This is a genomic window from Arthrobacter sp. Y3221157 (genome assembly GCF_059089865.1).
In genome coordinates this window covers 93,102-110,070 of record NZ_JBNHFD010000005.1, presented here as the reverse complement: position 1 = coordinate 110,070, position 16,969 = coordinate 93,102, and the positions used below count along the sequence as shown (strand labels likewise).

At 66.4% G+C, this 16,969-nt stretch carries 14 protein-coding genes and 1 pseudogene; 11 read left to right on the top strand and 4 right to left on the bottom strand.

Going from position 1 to position 16,969, the window contains the following annotated elements:
• The 3 genes and pseudogenes from AC5RTT_RS03295 to AC5RTT_RS03285 all read left to right on the top strand — a co-directional run.
• Positions 1–402: pseudogene (locus tag AC5RTT_RS03295) on the top strand (HrcA family transcriptional regulator); the annotation flags it as partial.
• 81 nt (positions 403–483) lie between these two features.
• Positions 484–1,611, top strand: coding sequence for a molecular chaperone DnaJ (gene dnaJ, locus AC5RTT_RS03290; protein WP_494009226.1), 1,128 nt, complete (start codon positions 484–486; stop codon positions 1,609–1,611).
• A 2-nt stretch (positions 1,612–1,613) separates the two neighbouring features.
• A complete protein-coding gene (locus AC5RTT_RS03285) occupies positions 1,614–2,396 on the top strand; it encodes a 16S rRNA (uracil(1498)-N(3))-methyltransferase (RefSeq protein ID WP_494143987.1) in 783 nt (260 codons plus the stop codon).
• Here AC5RTT_RS03285 and AC5RTT_RS03280 read toward each other — a convergent pair.
• On the bottom strand, positions 2,383–3,336 hold the full coding sequence (locus AC5RTT_RS03280) for a GerMN domain-containing protein (protein ID WP_494143986.1): 954 nt from the start codon (positions 3,334–3,336) through the stop codon (positions 2,383–2,385). The genes AC5RTT_RS03285 and AC5RTT_RS03280 overlap by 14 nt on opposite strands.
• Before the next feature lie 298 nt (positions 3,337–3,634).
• Between AC5RTT_RS03280 and AC5RTT_RS03275 the strand changes: the two genes are divergently transcribed.
• From AC5RTT_RS03275 to AC5RTT_RS03255, 5 genes are all read left to right on the top strand, one after another.
• Positions 3,635–4,720, top strand: coding sequence for a PhoH family protein (locus AC5RTT_RS03275; protein ID WP_494143985.1), 1,086 nt, complete (start codon positions 3,635–3,637; stop codon positions 4,718–4,720).
• Positions 4,717–5,190 carry an rRNA maturation RNase YbeY gene (gene ybeY / locus AC5RTT_RS03270; protein ID WP_494143984.1) on the top strand — a complete coding sequence of 158 codons (474 nt, stop codon included), beginning with the start codon at positions 4,717–4,719 and terminating at the stop codon, positions 5,188–5,190. The genes AC5RTT_RS03275 and ybeY overlap by 4 nt, the downstream gene beginning before the upstream one ends.
• Positions 5,187–6,518 (top strand): hemolysin family protein, encoded by a 1,332-nt coding sequence (locus tag AC5RTT_RS03265; RefSeq protein WP_494143983.1) that lies wholly within the window; start codon positions 5,187–5,189, stop codon positions 6,516–6,518. Before ybeY ends, AC5RTT_RS03265 begins: the two co-directional genes overlap by 4 nt.
• On the top strand, positions 6,502–7,458 hold the full coding sequence (era, locus tag AC5RTT_RS03260; RefSeq protein ID WP_494143982.1) for a GTPase Era: 957 nt from the start codon (positions 6,502–6,504) through the stop codon (positions 7,456–7,458). The genes AC5RTT_RS03265 and era overlap by 17 nt, the downstream gene beginning before the upstream one ends.
• 221 nt (positions 7,459–7,679) lie before the next feature.
• Positions 7,680–9,134 (top strand): LCP family protein, encoded by a 1,455-nt coding sequence (locus AC5RTT_RS03255; RefSeq protein ID WP_494143981.1) that lies wholly within the window; start codon positions 7,680–7,682, stop codon positions 9,132–9,134.
• A 79-nt stretch (positions 9,135–9,213) separates the two neighbouring features.
• Here the strand turns inward: AC5RTT_RS03255 and AC5RTT_RS03250 are convergent, their stop codons facing one another.
• Positions 9,214–11,166 (bottom strand): M13 family metallopeptidase, encoded by a 1,953-nt coding sequence (locus AC5RTT_RS03250; protein WP_494143980.1) that lies wholly within the window; start codon positions 11,164–11,166, stop codon positions 9,214–9,216.
• A gap of 252 nt (positions 11,167–11,418) precedes the next feature.
• On the opposite strand from AC5RTT_RS03250, the gene leuA reads away from it, so the two are divergent.
• The 3 genes from leuA (at position 11,419) to AC5RTT_RS03235 (ending at position 14,847) form a co-directional block, all read left to right on the top strand.
• A complete protein-coding gene (gene leuA, locus AC5RTT_RS03245) occupies positions 11,419–13,158 on the top strand; it encodes a 2-isopropylmalate synthase (RefSeq protein ID WP_494009217.1) in 1,740 nt (579 codons plus the stop codon).
• Between the two features lie 88 nt (positions 13,159–13,246).
• The gene (recO, locus tag AC5RTT_RS03240; protein ID WP_494143979.1) at positions 13,247–13,999 is read left to right on the top strand and encodes a DNA repair protein RecO; all 753 of its coding nucleotides are present in this window, start codon (positions 13,247–13,249) and stop codon (positions 13,997–13,999) included.
• A 2-nt stretch (positions 14,000–14,001) separates the two neighbouring features.
• Positions 14,002–14,847, top strand: coding sequence for an isoprenyl transferase (locus AC5RTT_RS03235; protein WP_494143978.1), 846 nt, complete (start codon positions 14,002–14,004; stop codon positions 14,845–14,847).
• 4 nt (positions 14,848–14,851) lie between these two features.
• On the opposite strand, the gene AC5RTT_RS03230 is transcribed toward AC5RTT_RS03235, so the two are convergent.
• Both AC5RTT_RS03230 and AC5RTT_RS03225 read right to left on the bottom strand, forming a co-directional pair.
• The gene (locus tag AC5RTT_RS03230; protein ID WP_494143977.1) at positions 14,852–15,898 is read right to left on the bottom strand and encodes an alpha/beta hydrolase; all 1,047 of its coding nucleotides are present in this window, start codon (positions 15,896–15,898) and stop codon (positions 14,852–14,854) included.
• On the bottom strand, positions 15,895–16,896 hold the full coding sequence (locus AC5RTT_RS03225; protein WP_494143976.1) for an alpha/beta hydrolase: 1,002 nt from the start codon (positions 16,894–16,896) through the stop codon (positions 15,895–15,897). Before AC5RTT_RS03225 ends, AC5RTT_RS03230 begins: the two co-directional genes overlap by 4 nt.
• Positions 16,897–16,969: the final 73 nt, after the last annotated feature.

Below are 16,969 nucleotides of genomic sequence, written 5' to 3'. Positions count from 1 at the left end.
CCGGCGCAGCGACCGGCCGCGCAGGCACTGGCCCACGGGCTGGAGCTCCTGGCGCACAGCAGCCGCGAGGAGCGCATGGTCATGGCGGGCACGGCGAACCTTGCCCGGTCCAACGTGGATTTCCCGCTCAGCATCGGACCTGTCCTGGAAGCCCTGGAGGAACAGGTGGTGATGCTGCGCCTGCTGAGCGAAATGGCGCAGGACCACCGTGGCGTGGCAGTCAGCATCGGGCGTGAGAACCCGTACGACGGCCTTGCCGAAGCTTCCGTGGTGGCCACCGGCTACGGTCCGGACAGCGCAGCGAAAATAGGCGTGCTGGGTCCCACCCGCATGGACTATCCCACCACCATGGCCGCCGTCAGGGCTGTTGCCCGCTACCTATCCCGGATTCTGGGGCCCTGAGCGGGGCGCCGGTTGCCCTGGCAGCCGGTCCGCGGAAGGACACCCCCACTGCATGCAGTCAACAAGGAAGAGATACGAACTTTGAGCAGCCACTACGACGTCCTTGGAGTCTCACCGGAGGCCACCGGAGAAGAAATCAAAAAGGCCTACCGCAAGCTGGCCCGCACCCTGCACCCGGACGTCAACCCGGGCGAGGAGGCCGCTGACCGCTTCAAGGCAGTGACCCATGCGTACGAAGTCCTCTCGGACCCCCAGAAGCGGCGCGTCTACGACACCACCGGCAACGAGAACGGCACGGACAACGGGTTCGGCGGCGGCAGCTACGCCGGGCAGGGCTTCGCATTCCAGGACATCTTCGACACCTTCTTCGGTGCCGGCGGCTCCACCGGTCCGGCATCACGCGTCCGGCGCGGCCAGGACGCCCTTATCAGCGTCCGGATCGACCTCCGTGACGCCGTCTTTGGCGTCAACAAGAAACTCGAGGTGGACACGGCGGTCACCTGCCCCACCTGCGAAGGCTCCTGCTGCCAGCCCGGCACTCATCCGGAGCGCTGCGACATCTGCGGCGGCAGCGGCCAGGTCCAACGGGCAGTCCGCTCCATCCTCGGCCAGGTCATGACGGCTGCCCCCTGCGGCAGCTGCGAAGGATTCGGCACCGTCATCAAGGATCCCTGCAACGAGTGCAGCGGCCAGGGCCGCATCCGGAGCCGCCGTTCACTGACCATCAAGGTTCCTGCCGGCGTCGCCACCGGAACCCGGATCCAGCTGTCCGGGCAGGGTGAGGCGGGACCCGCCGGTGGACCTTCCGGCGACCTCTACGTGGAGATCCGGGTCAACAACGATCCCACCTATGTCCGGGACGGGGACGACCTCCACGCCACCTTGAACATTCCCATGACGGCGGCCGCCCTTGGCACCGAGGTCAGCCTGGAAACCTTCGACGGCACGCAGGAAATCGACGTCAAGCCCGGCACCCAGTCCGGTGAAATCATTACGCTTCGCGGTTTGGGCGTCACCCACCTTCGCGGGTATGGCCGCGGCGACCTCAAGGTCCACCTGCAGGTGGAGACTCCCGCCAAGCTCGATGCCGCCCAGGAAGACCTGCTGCGGCAGTTGGCCAAGCTCCGGGGTGAGCAGATCACCGACGGCAAGCTGGCTGCGAGCGGCGGCATGTTCGCCAAGCTTCGGGACCGCCTCGGTAACCTGTAGCGGTGAGCAACCCCGTCTTCTTCACCGCCGCCGGGTCCCTCGATGGAATGTCGCCGGGCGGCCGCTTCGTCCTGGAGGGGGCCGAGGCCAGGCATGCCGTCGCCGTCAAACGGCTTGAACCGGGCGAAACCGTCGATATTGTCGACGGCGCCGGCACCAGGCTGACAGGGCGGGTCGCCGCTGCTGCGCCGGCGGCCCTCGAGGTGGAGTGCGCGTCCGTAACCGTCGAACAGCGGCCGGACGTCCGGCTGGTGCTCGTCCAGGCCCTGGCAAAGGGCGACCGGGACGAGCTGGCCATCGAAACCGCCACCGAGCTGGGGGTCGACGCCGTGATCCCATGGCAGTCCGAGCGGTCCATCGTGCGGTGGAAAGGTGACCGCGCAGCGAAAGCCCACGCCAAATGGCAGTCGGTGGTAACCGCCGCCGCCAAGCAGGCACGGCGGTCCTGGGTGCCGGAGGTCCGCCCCGCCGTCGACACCGCCGCGCTTTCCGCAGCCGTCGAGGCCGCGGACCTGGCGGTCATCCTGCACGAGGACGCCGTCCGTCCGCTGCGTACCGTTCTGGAGGGTTGGCAGGCCGGCGGCGGGGGAGCGGAACCCGGCGAGGTGCTCCTGATCGTAGGACCCGAGGGCGGGATCAGTCCCCGCGAAGTTACCCGGCTCTGCGACAAAGGCGCCGTGACCGCACTGCTGGGGCACCACGTCCTGCGGTCGTCCACGGCCGGGCCGGCCGCCGTCGTGCTGGCCAGCGACATCCTGGGCCGCTGGACGGCTACCGCACCTTGAAGGCGCGGGTGTCCTCGAACTGGTCCGGACCGCCCCCGGTTCCGGCCTGCGCCACCCGCAGCTCGTAGTCACCGGCCGGCATGGTCAGGGCCAGGGTGAACACCCCCGCCTGGCCCTGCTCGGGCGAGGCTGTTGTCTCCCCGGTGAGGAAGGGCTCCGTGCTGCCGCCGGTTCCGGACCGCAGGATTTGCCAGCGGAGCTTGCCGCCGGCGGTGGTGCTTCGTCCGGTGATCTTGACGCTGCCCCCGGGTACTTCCACGTTTTCCTGCGGATCGATAATCCAGACGGGCGCCACCAGGCCCGTGCTCCGGGTCATCAGTGCGCCGAGCGGGATGTGGTCGAACGCCATGTAGTCCGTATGCCCGTCCACCAGGATTCGGACCCGGATCTGCTGCCCGGAGTCGATCAGGCCGGAGCTGGCGGCGGCTGCTGTTGCGGTGTAGACCAACTGCTGGATGGCCCGGGCGGCCATATCCGCATCGAGGTTGCTGTTGAAGGCGTCCTTGGAGACGTCCACCGTAATGACGTCTTTACCCGAAATGGACGTGGCGAGCGTGCCGGGGTTCTGCCAGGGCGTGAAGAAATCGGGGTCGAGCGGCTTGTCCGACATCATGGAGCGCAGGGCCCGCGTCACGGGATTCTCCTGGTCCGGCACGTCCCGGAATTCGCGGTACAGGAAGACGTCGCTGCCGCTGCGGCCAATCCAATACACCGGTGCCTTGTTCGAGGACTGGGTGGTTTCCAGCGGCGCACTGGTGGACGGCGCCTGTGCCGTGCCGGTGGCGATGGGATTGGTGGCCAATGTGCCGGTGGGCGCCGGCCCGGCCTCGGCGATGCAGCCTGTCATGGCCGGGACAGCTGCCAGGACTCCGGCCAGCAGGAGACCGCGCACGCGGCGCACGGCGCGGCCGGCCCTCAGGGGCGCAGCGGATTCCGGCACGTTCGTCCTGTCCTTTCCTGGCATGGAGGGCCGATCCCCGGGCGGCCTGGTCTTCCAGCTGCAGCTGGATTTCCAGCATGGCACACCCTGCAGGCCCTGCCGGCCGCCAGCCCTTGCCTGCGCCCAACTGAAACGGGAACGATATGAGGCCGATATGAAGTTGATACCTAATGACGGAACTGGGTCATTCTTCGTCCATGCGGCCGGTTCCCGTATCCGGCGCCGGCGGCTGCTGGCGTAATATGGAAAGACAATCTGAACCGACCTTGAGGGGACCACAGGCCAGCAGGCCATCACTATGACTGAATCAGCGAACGGAAAGCGCCGGTCCACCGGAGAGGGCAGCAGCGGGGAGTTCCCCCACTCCCTCCCGGGCATCCGGACTGAGGTGGTCCTTTTCGACAACTCCGATCAGATGGTCCAGTCGCTCGGCAGCCACGATGAGGCGCTGCGGTACATCGAGGAGCAGTTTCCGGACGTCAACTTCCATGTCCGCGGCAACGAGCTTTCCATCAGCGGACCCATCCAGGACGTACCCCGGATCATGCGGCTGCTCCATGAAGTCCGCGGCCTCGTGGCGCGCGGCACCATCATCAGCCCGGCGGTGCTGCAGCAGCTGGTGGCCCTGCTGCGCACCCAGTCGTTGCAGAACCCTGTGGAGGTGCTCACCCACGACATCCTCTCCAGCCGCGGCAGGACAATCCGGCCGAAAACCCTGAACCAGAAAACCTACGTTGACGCCATCGACGACAACACGGTGATTTTCGGCATCGGGCCTGCCGGCACCGGGAAGACCTATCTGGCCATGGCCAAGGCGGTCCAGGCCCTGCAGCAAAAAGAGGTCACCCGCATCATCCTGACCCGTCCGGCAGTGGAAGCCGGAGAACGCCTGGGGTTCCTGCCCGGGACGCTGAGCGACAAGATCGATCCGTACCTGCGCCCGCTCTACGACGCCCTCCACGACATGATGGACCCGGAGTCCATCCCCCGCTTGATGGCGGCCGGAACCATCGAAGTGGCGCCCCTGGCCTATATGCGCGGGCGCACCCTCAACGACGCGTTCATCATCCTTGATGAAGCGCAGAACACCACGCCCGAACAGATGAAGATGTTCCTGACACGCCTGGGCTTCGGATCCAAGATGGTGGTTACCGGAGACGTCACACAGGTGGACCTTCCGTTCGGCACCCGGTCCGGGCTCCGAATCGTGGAGGACATCCTGCAGGGCATCGAGGGCGTCAACTTCTCGGTTTTGGATGCCGCCGACGTCGTCCGCCACCGCCTGGTTGGCGACATCGTCAACGCCTACAGCATCTGGGACGACGCCGAAAGGGCCCGCGCCAAACATTCAGCAGTAAAGGAAAAACGGGGGGAACGCGCTTGAGCATCGAGGTGAACAACGAGTCCGGGGTCCAGGTGGACGAAGCGGAACTCGTTGCATTGTCCCGGTACATCTTTGAACAGCTCTATATCCATCCGCAGGCGGAACTGTCCATCCTGCTGGTGGATGAGCCTGCGATGGAAAAGCTGCACCTTGAGCTGATGGACGAGCCAGGTTCCACAGATGTCCTGTCCGTGCCGATGGATGAACTCACCCCCGGAACACCTGACCGGCCCACGCCCCAGGGCATGCTGGGCGATATTGCCTTATGCCCGCAGGTGGCAAAAGTCCAGGCCAGGAACGCAGGCCACCTGCTCCAGGATGAGATGCTGCTGCTGACAACCCACGGCATCCTGCACCTGCTGGGCTACGACCATGCAGAACCCGAGGAGAAGGCCGAAATGTTCGGGCTCCAGCGGGAACTCCTGTCCGGCTTCACCGGCAAAGAAGCACCCGCCGAGACAACCCAGTGACGCCTCTGCTCCTGGTCGCGATGGCCCTGCTTTTCCTGGGTGTCGCGGCGGTGCTGACGGCCGCCGAAGCCGCTTTCAATTTCCTTCCGCGCCATGACGCGGAGGAAGCGCTCCTTCGGAGCCGGAGCACCGCGATGCGCCGCATCCTTGCCCAGCCGGTTGCCCACATCCGTGCGCTGCGGTTCTGGCGGATCTGGTTCGAAATGGCCTCCGCTGTGGCTGTTGCCGTCCTGCTCTACAGCTTGCTGGACAACATCTGGCTTGCCGGGCTGGCGGCCACGGGCATCATGGCGCTGCTCGGATTCGTCATCGTGGGCGTTTCGCCCCGCCAGCTCGGACGGCTGCACTCCGCCGCCGTGGTCCGGTTCACGGCCCCCACGATCCGGTTCCTGACTTGGATCCTGGGCCCCATCCCTGGCTGGCTCGTGGCCCTGGGCAGCTCGGCCGCGCCCGGCGCGCCCGGCGGTGATGAGGCGTTCTTCAGCGAGCAGGAGTTCCGTGAACTGGTGGAGCGCGCCAGCGAATCGGACATGATCGAGGACACCGAAGCCGAGATGATCCAGTCGGTGTTCGACTTCGGCGACACGCTGGTGCGCGCCGTCATGGTCCCCAGGACGGACATCGTCAGCATCGAGTCCGGATCGAGCCTGCACCAGGCCATGTCCCTGTTCCTCCGATCCGGCTACTCGAGGATCCCCGTGATCGGCGAGGACACGGACCATATCCTCGGCATCATCTACCTGAAGGACGTGGCCGCCGCCGTCCATGAACTCGCCCCGGACGCGGAACCGCCCCTGGTGGACTCGCTGGCCCGCGAGGTCCGGTACGTCCCCGAGTCCAAACCCGTGAGCGACCTGCTGCGCGAACTGCAGAAGGAATCCACCCATGTCGCCATCGTCATCGACGAATACGGCGGCACCGCCGGCCTGGTCACCCTCGAGGACCTGATCGAGGAAATCGTGGGTGAAATCGTGGACGAGTACGACACGGAAAGCGCCGAAGCCGTTGAGCTTGGAGACGGTTCCTACCGGGTCAGCGCACGGATGAGCATCGATGACCTGGGCGAGCTCTTCGACATCGAGCTTGACGACGACGAAGTGGACACCGTGGGCGGCCTCCTTGCCAAGGCGCTGGGCCGCGTCCCCATCGTGGGAAGCCACGTTGAAGTCCACGGGGTTTCACTTCGGGCAGACCGGCTGGAAGGCCGGCGTAACCGCGTCAGCCACATCATTGCGGCGCCGGTGCCAAGAGTAGACACTGACTTTGAAGACCTCCTCGAAGAGGCGGACACAACCCAGCAGGGAGTTCCACGTGAGCAAGAAAAATAAGGCAGCACCGGAAGACTTCGGCGGCTTCCACGCAGGATTCTCAGTCCTGGTGGGCCGGCCCAATGCCGGAAAATCCACCCTGACGAACGCCCTGGTGGGGAAGAAAGTGGCCATCACCTCCGCGAAGCCGCAAACCACCCGCCACACCATCCGCGGCATAGTGCACCGGGACGACGCCCAGCTGATCCTGGTGGACACCCCGGGCCTGCACCGCCCGCGTACCCTCCTTGGAAAGCGCCTGAACGACCTCGTCGCGGACACCCTCGCTGAGGTTGACGCCATTGGGTTCTGCCTGCCCGCCAATGAAAAGATCGGCCCCGGCGATAAATTTATCGCCGCCCAGCTGGCGGCGGTGGGCAGCAAGCCCGTCATCGCCATCGTCACAAAGGCGGACCTGGTGGACCGCCAGGCACTGACCGAGCAGCTCCTTGCCGTGGCGGAACTCGGCCGCGAAGTCCTGGGGGAGGAGGGCTGGAAGGACATCGTGCCGGTCTCCGCCACGGACGGTTTCCAGGTGGATACTGTCGCTGATGTCCTGATCAGCCACATGCCGCCGTCGCCTCCGCTGTATCCCGATGGCGAGCTCACGGACGAACCGGAAGCGGTGATGGTCGCCGAACTCATCCGGGAAGCCGCGCTCGAGGGCGTGCGGGACGAGTTGCCCCACTCCCTGGCCGTGGTGGTCGAAGAGATCGTTCCGCGGGAGGACCGGCCTGACGACAACCCGCTCCTGGATGTGCGCGTGAACCTGTATGTGGAGCGCCCTTCGCAGAAGGCCATCATCATCGGGAAGGGCGGCAGCAGGCTTCGCGAGGTGGGCACCAACGCGCGCAAGGGGATCGAGGCCCTGCTCGGCACGCGGATCTACCTTGACCTCCACGTCAAGGTGGCCAAGGACTGGCAGCGCGATCCGAAGCAACTGGTCAAACTCGGTTTCTGATCCGGCCTGTGCCGCCGCGGCCGGGCGGACGCCCGGCGTTTTCCCAGACTGGACCACTAAGATGGGCCGGATTTTAAATTTAGAGGAAGGTTCACCACGTGGTTCGAGGCCGCGATATACGCGACAACGAAGCTGATGCGCCAGCGGGAACAGGACCGGTATCCAGGCACGCGCACGATAGCGCCTTGGGGACCGCGCGGCATCTTGGCCCATTCCGCGGCATGCCCGTCTGGCTCAAGATCGTCACCGGTGTCCTGTCAGTGGCCATCATCGGCGGCCTCGCCTTCGCCGGTTTCTGGTACCTGCGCCTCCAGAACAACATTTCCAAGGCGCCCTTGAACGCCGGTGGAGGCAACAGCGAGACGGTCAGCGCGACGGGCAGGATGCAGATCCTCATCCTGGGCTCGGACACACGGGACGGCAAGAACGCCGAGTACGGCGAAGCCGACCTTTCCGCGGGGTACGGCAAATCGGACGTCATGATGCTGATGGACATTTCGGAAGACAACAAACGCGTCAGCGTCATCAGTTTCCCGCGCGACCTGCTGGTGGACATTCCCAAGTGCAAGGACGAGAAGACCGGCCAGGAATACCCTGCCCGGAGCGGCATCATGATCAACGAGGCCATGACGGAAGCCGGCATCGGCTGCGCTGTGGACACTGTCAACAAGATCACCGGCCTGGAAGTGGACCATTTCATGATGGCCGACTTCAACGCCGTGAAGGAACTGTCCAACGCTGTGGGCGGCGTGGAAGTCTGCATCAGCGACGCCGTGTACGACCCCGACTCCCGGCTGCGGCTGCCTGCTGGCACCTCGATGGTCCAGGGCGAGCAGGCACTTGCCTTCCTGCGCACCCGGCATGCCTTTGCCGACGGCGGCGACCTGGGCCGCATCAAGGCGCAGCAAGGCTTCCTCTCGTCGCTGACCCGGAAGATCAAGGACGACGGCACCCTGTCCGATCCTGGCAAGATGCTGAAGATCGCCGACGTCGTTACCCAGAACCTGACGGTGGATGAAGGCCTGGCTTCGGTGCCCACCCTGCTGACCATCGGCAACCGGCTCAAGGACATCGATATCAGCAAGGTGGCGTTCGTCGCCGTCCCCACCACCCCGGCGGACCTTGATCCGAACAGGCTCCAGATCGCCGAACCGGCCGGCTCCCAGCTCTTCGCTGCGCTCCGCCAGGACGTGGACCTGACCGACCCCACCGCGCCTGCCACGCCACCGCCCGGCGAAAGTGCACCGCCGTCAGCCGCTCCCGCCGAAACGGTTCCGGCGCCGCCACCATACGACAAGGCGCTGCAGCCGGTGACGGTGGCCAACGGCACCGGTGTCCCCGGCCGTGCCCAGGAAATCGTGCAGGCCCTGGTCTCCGGCGGGTTCACGCAGGCCGCCCAGTTCGAAAACGCAGCCGTGGAACAATCCGTCGTCTACTACGGTTCAGACTTCGCCGCCGTTGCCGCCGACGTCGCCGCAGTGCTGGGCATCCCGGCGGGCCAGCTGGTTCACGCCCCCGGTGTCTCAGGAGTGCAGGTCTACCTCGGCACGGACTTTACCTCGGGCACCACCTACGGGTCCGGGGCGGGGGCCGCGCTGCCCGACGATATCGTCAACCAGACGGCTGGCGACGCGACATGCCAGCAGGCCAACCCGTACCTGATCGTCCAGGAGTAAATCCTCCATATAACCGAAAGCGGGGCGCCACCCACCAGGGTGGCGCCCCGCTTTCGGTGAGGGCAGCGTCCCGGGAGACCTACCAGATGCTGACCCGCTCCGTAGGCGGCATCCACATGCCGTCCTGTTCAGTGACGTCGAACGCCTCGTGGAACGCGTCCAGGTTTTTCACAATGGCGTTCGTCCGGAACTCGTTGGGGGAGTGGGGGTCCGTGGCAAGCCGGCGGACGGCCTCTTCCTGCCGGATCACCTGGCGCCAACCGGCTGCCCAGGAGGCGAAGAAGCGCTGCGGGCCGGTGAGACCGTCCAGGACTTCCGGTTCCCTGCCGTCCAAACTGATCAGGTACGCCTTGTACGCGATGGCCAGGCCTGCCAGGTCGCCGATGTTCTCGCCCAGGGTGAGCCGCCCGTTCACGTGATGCCCGGGGGCGGCCGACGGCGACAAGGCATCGTACTGGGCCACCAGCTTGGCCGTGAGCTGTTCGAAGGCCTGCCGGTCCTCGTCCGTCCACCAGTTCCGAAGGGTGCCGCCGCCGTCGAACTGCGAACCCTGGTCATCGAAGCCGTGGCCGATCTCGTGGCCGATCACTGCGCCGATGCCTCCGTAATTGACGGCGTCATCGGCGTCGGCGGTGAAGAACGGCGGCTGCAGGATCGCGGCGGGGAAAACGATCTCGTTCATCATCGGGTGGTAGTAGGCGTTGACCGTCTGCGGGGTCATCAGCCACTTGTTGCGGTCCACCGGCTTGCCCACCTCATCAAGGTGGCGGTCGACGTCGGCGTTGTGCGCCCGCTCCACGTTGCCGAGCAGGTCGGCAGGATCGATCTTCACGGCGGAATAATCGATCCATTCGTCAGGGAAGCCGATCTTTGCCCGGAAGCCTTCGAGCTTCCGCAGTGCCTCGGCCTTGGTGGCCTCACCCATCCAGCCCACCCCCGTGATGCTGTGGCGGTAGGCCTCGATCAGGTTGGCGACCAGGGCCTGCATCCGGGCCTTGTGCGTTTCCGGGAAGTGCCGGGCCACATAGATCTGGCCCACGGCCTCGCCCAGGGCAGCCTCCACCACGGCCACTCCGCGCTTCCAACGGTCCTTGTTGCGGGGCGTGCCGCTGATGGTGGTGCCGTAGAACGCGAAATTCGCGTCAACGAAAGCGGACGACAAGTAGGGTGCAGCGGCATTGATCACGCGCATGGCGAGCCATTCCTGCCACACGGACAACGGTTCGGAGTCCAGGAGCCCGGCGGCACCTTCAAAGAAGGGCGGCGTGCTCACCACGATCTCCTGCCGCTTGTCTCCGTCGATGCCCGCCGCCTCAAACCAGGTGGCAAGGTGGGGGAACAGGGCTGACGCTTCATCCGCGCTCTTCAGGTTGTAGGTCTTCTGCGGATTCCGCAGCGTGACGTTATCCCAGTGGTGTGCCGCGAGCTTCGTTTCGAGCTCCACCACCCGTCCCGCCGCGGCTTCCGCGTCTGCCACGCCGGCAAGGCCGAACATGGTCTGCACATGCGACCGGTACGCGGACACCATGGGCGCGAATTTGTCTTCACGGTAGTAGGACTCGTCCGGAAGCCCCAGGCCGCCCTGGCCGGTGTACAGCAGGACGCGGTCCGGATTTCCCGCGTCGGGGGCCGGGTAGATATAAAAGAGGCCACCCACGTCGGAGCGGAACAGCCGCCCTGCCAGTGCAATGAGGTCGGCGGCGGAGGCCGTGGCGAAGACGTCCGCGAGCCGCTGCCGGATGGGTTCCATCCCCTTGGCCTCCACCGTTTCCTCATCCATGAAGCTGCTGTAGAGGCCACCAATTTTGCGCTCGATCCCGCTGGCCGAACCGGCCTTGGCCGCCGCTTCCTCGATGATGTCCCGGACGGCTATCTCGGAACCGTCCCGCAAGGCGGTGAATGTGCCCTCGAGCGGGCGGTCGTCGGGAATTTCGGTGGCCTTCAGCCAGGCGCCGTTGACGTGCTGGTACAGGTCATCCTGCGGCCGGACCGTGTGATCTATGGTGGAAAGGTCGATCCCCGAAATGGGCACTGAAACTCCTTTGCTGCAGGCTCCATATCCGGGCTCCAGCGCCGGAGAGGTCTGCATGGTGGACTTTACGGACGGTAGTGCCCTTTCATCTTACGCACGCGTGCTACGCTCAGAATGTGCGTGCAGAGCTCCTTCTCCTTAGCTGCCGCGGCGAGGCCCCAGACGCGATCTAGCGCAAGGCCATCCCTCGCTGCGGAGTTTGTGTTGCCCGGCCACCCTTTCAATGAAGATCTCCAGAAAAGGCCCCACGTAATGCGAAACGCACAAAAGCCCTCAGGAATGCCTGCCCACCGGTACACGCCGTTCCAGGACCTGATCAAAGTCGAACTGCCGGACCGCACCTGGCCGGACAAGGTCATCACGAAGGCTCCGCGCTGGTGCGCAGTTGACCTGCGCGACGGCAACCAGGCCCTGATCGACCCCATGAGCCCGGCACGCAAGATGAAGATGTTCGACCTGCTGGTCCGCATGGGCTACAAGGAAATCGAGGTCGGTTTCCCGTCCGCCTCCCAGACCGACTTCGACTTCGTCCGCCAGCTGATCGAGGGCAACCACATCCCGGACGACGTCACCATCCAGGTCCTGACGCAGGCCCGCGAACACCTGATCGAGCGGACGTACGAGTCCCTGGTCGGCGCCAAGCAGGCAATCGTCCACCTGTACAACTCCACCTCGGTCCTGCAGCGCCGCGTGGTGTTCAACCAGGACGAAGACGGCATCCTGGACATCGCGCTGCAGGGTGCGCGGCTGTGCAAGAAGTACGAGGAAACCCTGGGTGATACCCACGTCACCTACGAGTACTCGCCGGAGTCCTTCACGGGAACAGAGCTCGAGTACGCAGTGCGCGTCTGCAACGCCGTCGCTGACGTCTTCGAAGCCTCGGCGGACCGCCAGGTCATCATCAACCTGCCCGCCACCGTGGAAATGGCCACGCCCAACGTGTACGCGGATTCCATCGAGTGGATGAGCCGCCACCTGCATCCCCGCGAGGGCATCATCCTGTCCCTGCACCCGCACAACGACCGCGGCACCGGCGTGGCCGCCGCCGAACTGGGATACATGGCCGGCGCGGACCGTATCGAGGGCTGCCTCTTCGGCAACGGCGAGCGCACCGGCAACGTGGACCTGGTCACCCTGGGCCTGAACCTGCTCGTCCAGGGCATCGACCCGATGATCGACTTCTCCGACATCGACGACATCCGCCGCACCGTGGAGTATTGCAACCAGCTGCCCGTTCCGGAACGGTCCCCTTACGGTGGCGACCTCGTTTTCACGGCGTTCTCCGGCTCCCACCAGGACGCCATCAAGAAGGGCTTCGAGGCCCTGGAACGCGATGCAGCTGCCGCTGGAAAGGACGTGGCGGATTTCACCTGGCAGGTTCCGTACCTGCCCATCGACCCCAAGGACCTGGGCCGCAGCTACGAGGCCGTCATCCGCGTGAACTCCCAGTCCGGCAAGGGCGGCGTGGCCTACCTGCTCAAGAACGAGCACAGCCTGGACCTGCCGCGCCGCGCGCAGATCGAGTTCTCCGGCGTCATCCAGCGGCGCACCGATACCGTGGGCGGCGAGGTCAGCGGAGCCCAGCTGTGGCAGATCTTCCAGGACGAATACCTGCCCTCCGGCAAGGCTGACGGGCAGTGGGGCCGCTACGCGCTCGGTGCCGTCAAGACCGAAACGGACGACGACGGCGGCATGACCCTGCACGCCTCCCTCACCATCGACGGTGTGCAGGTCAGCCGCACCGGCACCGGAAACGGTCCCATCGCAGCGCTGCTGAGCATCCTGCACGAGGATGGCGTGGACGTCCGCGTCCTGGACTACAGCGAGCACGCACTCTCCGAGGGCGGCAACGCCCTGGCCGCCGCGTATGTCGAGGCGGCAGTGGGGGACCGGGTCCTGTGGGGCGTGGGCATCGATGCCAACACCAGCATGTCCGCTTTGAAGGCTGTCATCTCCGCCGTGAACCGCGCCATCCGGGACGCACAGGCCTGACACCTGCCAGCCGTGCCGCCGGGACATCCACCCGGCGGCACAGGTGTGCCCGGTGGGATGGGAAGCCAAGAGGATGGGAAGATAAAGCGTGGCCCAACACTCTTTCGCCTCCCGCGCGTACCGGGATGACGCCGTCGTGCTCCGCACGCACAAGCTGGGCGAGGCGGACCGCATCATCACCCTCTTGACCAAGCATCACGGCCAGGTCCGTGCGGTGGCCAAGGGCGTGCGGCGCACCAGCAGCCGGTTCGGGGCGAGGCTGGAACCGTTCATGGTGGCGGATCTCCAGCTGGTCTCGGGCCGCACCCTGGACATCGTCACCCAGGCCGTGGCCAAGGGAGCGTACGGCGGGAGCATCGCGGCCGATTACGGCCGGTACACGGTTGCCGCGGCCATGACCGAGACCGCGGAGAAGCTGACGGACGTGGACGGCGAGTCCGGCACCGCCCAGTACAACCTGCTGGTCGGCGCCCTGGCCGCCCTCAGCCGGGATGAACACGCACCGGGCCTGATCCTCGATTCCTACCTGCTGCGGGCGCTGACCACCGGCGGCTGGGCGCCCAGCTTCACCGAATGTGCCCGCTGCGGACTGCCTGGGCCCCACACCGCGTTCGCGGCCCCCCTGGGTGGGATGGTCTGCAGCGGTTGCAGGCCTCCCGGCTCACCGGCGCCGGCCCCCGAAACTGTCGTCCTGCTGGCAGCGCTGCTGACGGGCGACTGGGGCACGGCGGACGCATCCCTGCCATTGCACCGCAAGGAGGCCGCGGGTTTGGTCGCGGCCTACCTGCAGTGGCATCTCGAACGAGTCCTCAAATCCCTCAAACATGTGGAGCGAAGCTGACAGTGGCCCTGGGAAAAAAGAACAACGTATCCCGCAAGCGCACCCACCCGGTGGTGGCGCCGTACCCGCATCCTTCCGGGGCCGTGGCGCCGTCCATTCCGGCGGAATTCATCCCCCGCCACGTAGCCGTCGTCATGGACGGCAACGGCCGCTGGGCGAACCAGCGCGGACTGCCGCGCATCGAGGGCCACAAAGCCGGCGAACCAGCGCTGCTGGACGTCATGGCCGGCGCCATCGAACTGGGCATCGAATACGTCAGCGTTTACGCCTTCTCCACGGAGAACTGGCGGCGATCGCCCGAGGAAGTCCGCTTCCTGATGGGATTCAACAAGGATGTGCTGCGGCGCCAGCGGAACCAGCTGGACGAGTGGGGGGTGCGGGTCCGCTGGTCCGGGCGGCGGCCCAGGCTCTGGGGATCTGTCATCCGGGAACTCGAGGAGGCCGAGGAATACACTGCGGCCAACAGCACATGCACGTTGACCATGTGTGTTAATTACGGCGGCCGCGCGGAAATCACTGATGCGGTGTCCGCCATCGCGGCCGACGTCGCCGCCGGACGGTTGAAGCCTAACGCCATCACGGAACGGACCATCCAGAAGTACCTGGACGAGCCGGACCTTCCGGACGTGGACCTCTTCCTCCGCAGTTCCGGGGAGCAGCGGTTGTCCAACTTCATGCTCTGGCAGTCCGCCTACGCCGAGTTTGTCTTCATGGATACGCTGTGGCCCGACGTCGACCGGCGCACGCTGTGGGCAGCCGTGGAAGAGTATGCCCGGCGGGACCGCCGCTACGGGGGCGCAGTCGACGCCGCCCGGCCCGTGGACGCCGTAACCCGGGACCCGGCCTGAACACTCAAGGCCCGGGACGGCTCTCCGCGGGGTAACCGCTGAGCCACGCGGCGAGGTCGCGGTAGGCCTCCTCCCGCACGGCGCGGCGGGACAGCAGGACGTCGTGGATGGCACCCGGGTAGCGGAAGACAGCCACCCGGCGCCCCAGGCCCAGGGCACGCCGGGCTGTCTCTTCGACGTCGATGACCGCATCTGCCTTCATCATCTCCGCAGACCATTCGAGCTGGATGTGGGTACGGTCGGACAGCAGGATGAGCGCAGGCGCGCGGATATCCAGGCGCCGTTCCACCGCGGCATGCCCGGCGAGCACCGCCCGGGCCCACCCGGCCCTGATGGGAAACGAGGCCATGGGCCGCCACACCGGGTCCAGGTTCCATTCCCCGTGCGCTTCCCTGCTCACGCTTTGCCAGTAGCCGGGCATGTCCGGAAGCCGGAACGGGTAGTGCGGGTTGCTTTTCGAGAGCGGATCCACCAAGTACGTTGCGAGGCTGCGGAGGAAGCTGCTGCCCTGCAGTTCAAGCCACGGGGCATTCAGGATCAGGGTACCCAGGGCTTCCGGGTTCCGGTCAGCCCACAGCGCCGCGATGAGGCCGCCCAGCGAGTGCCCCAGCAGGTGCACGGTCGGCGTGACGCCGGGCCCTACGCTCCCTGCCACATCGTCCTTGACGGCCTGGATGGCTGCCGCCAGGTCTTCGTCGTACACGGCAAGGTCGCTGGTGTACCCGGGGGTCTGCCAGGAACGCAGGCTGCGGCCGAATTTGCGCAGGTCCACGGCGTAGAAGGGGAATCCCGCGCGGCTGAGGTATTCGGCCGCTTCCGTCTGCAGGAAGTAGTCGGCCCACCCGTGCACGTAGAGGACCACGTCCATGCGGGAAGGCCTTCCGGCGGGGGAGGGCCCCGGCGCCGGGACGGGGCACCGCACGAGGGTCGCGACGACCCCGCCCTCGTCATCGGGTGCCAGCGGCAGCGTTCGCTGCTGGAACGGGGGGCCAAGGATATCCGCTGTCCACTCGCCGCTGGGTTCCCCGACGGCGTGATGTTCCGCCGTCATGGATGCGGCCCGGGCGGGACTGGCGGAAGGGGAGCGCCGCCATAGGCGGACAGCCAGCGGGCCAGCCTGGCGTAAGCGTCCGCACGCACCGCGGCAGGTGAGAGGAAGACATCGTGCAGCGCGCCGTCGATCCGCTCAATCGTCACCGTCCGGCCGAGCGTGAGGGCCCGGGCGCTGATGGTGTTGACGTCAAGGACCGCGTCCGTGCGGCGCATCTCCTCGGACCAGAACAGGCCGTTCGCGCTGCCGCGGGAGAGCAGGACCAGGATGGGCACATCGATGTTCAGCCCGCGCGCCACCTTGGCGTGCCCGGCCAGCACCGCACTGAGCCAGCCGGCGCGGACGGGGAAGGCCATCGGCGGACGGTACCGTTCATCGAGGGGCCATTCGCCTTCAGCCGCGCTGCTGATCGTGCGCCAGTAGAAGCCGCGCTCGGGCAGCCGCAGTACGGCTTCGGGCCGGATCCGGGCCACCGGTCCCACCATGCCCGAGGCTGCCCGCCGCACCAGGCTGTTGCCGTGCATTTCCAGCCAGGGGCTGTTCAGGATCAGGTGTGACACGCTGCCGGGCCGCCTGCTGGCCCACAGCACGGCCACAAGGCCGCCGGTGGAATGACCCATCAGGGTCAACGGCCCCGCCGCGCCCTCCCGGCTGATAAGGCGGATGGCCTCTTCAATCTCCGCGTCATAGTCGGCCAGGTCCGATACATAGCCGCCCGGATACTCGGGCCGCAGGCTCCGGCCATGGTTGTGCATATCCAGCGCATAGAAGTCGTAGCCCGCCGTCCACCAGAAGCGTGCCAGGTCCACATTGAAGAAGTAGTCGCTCCAGCCGTGGAGGAAGAGGACGGCGCGGCGCGGCTCCCGGGACTGGCCGGCACCGTCCCCGGCCGGGCGGAACCGGACCAGCGTCGCAGTCCGTTCAACGCCGTCGGGGCCTGCCGCAGTGAAGGCATGGGATTCGAACTCCTCACCCAGGATGTCCTGCTGCCAGCCCATGGATTCATGCTAATGCGGACCGCATCCGCTCCGTGTGATTTTGGAACAGGCAGTCGGAGGCGGAAGACTGGAA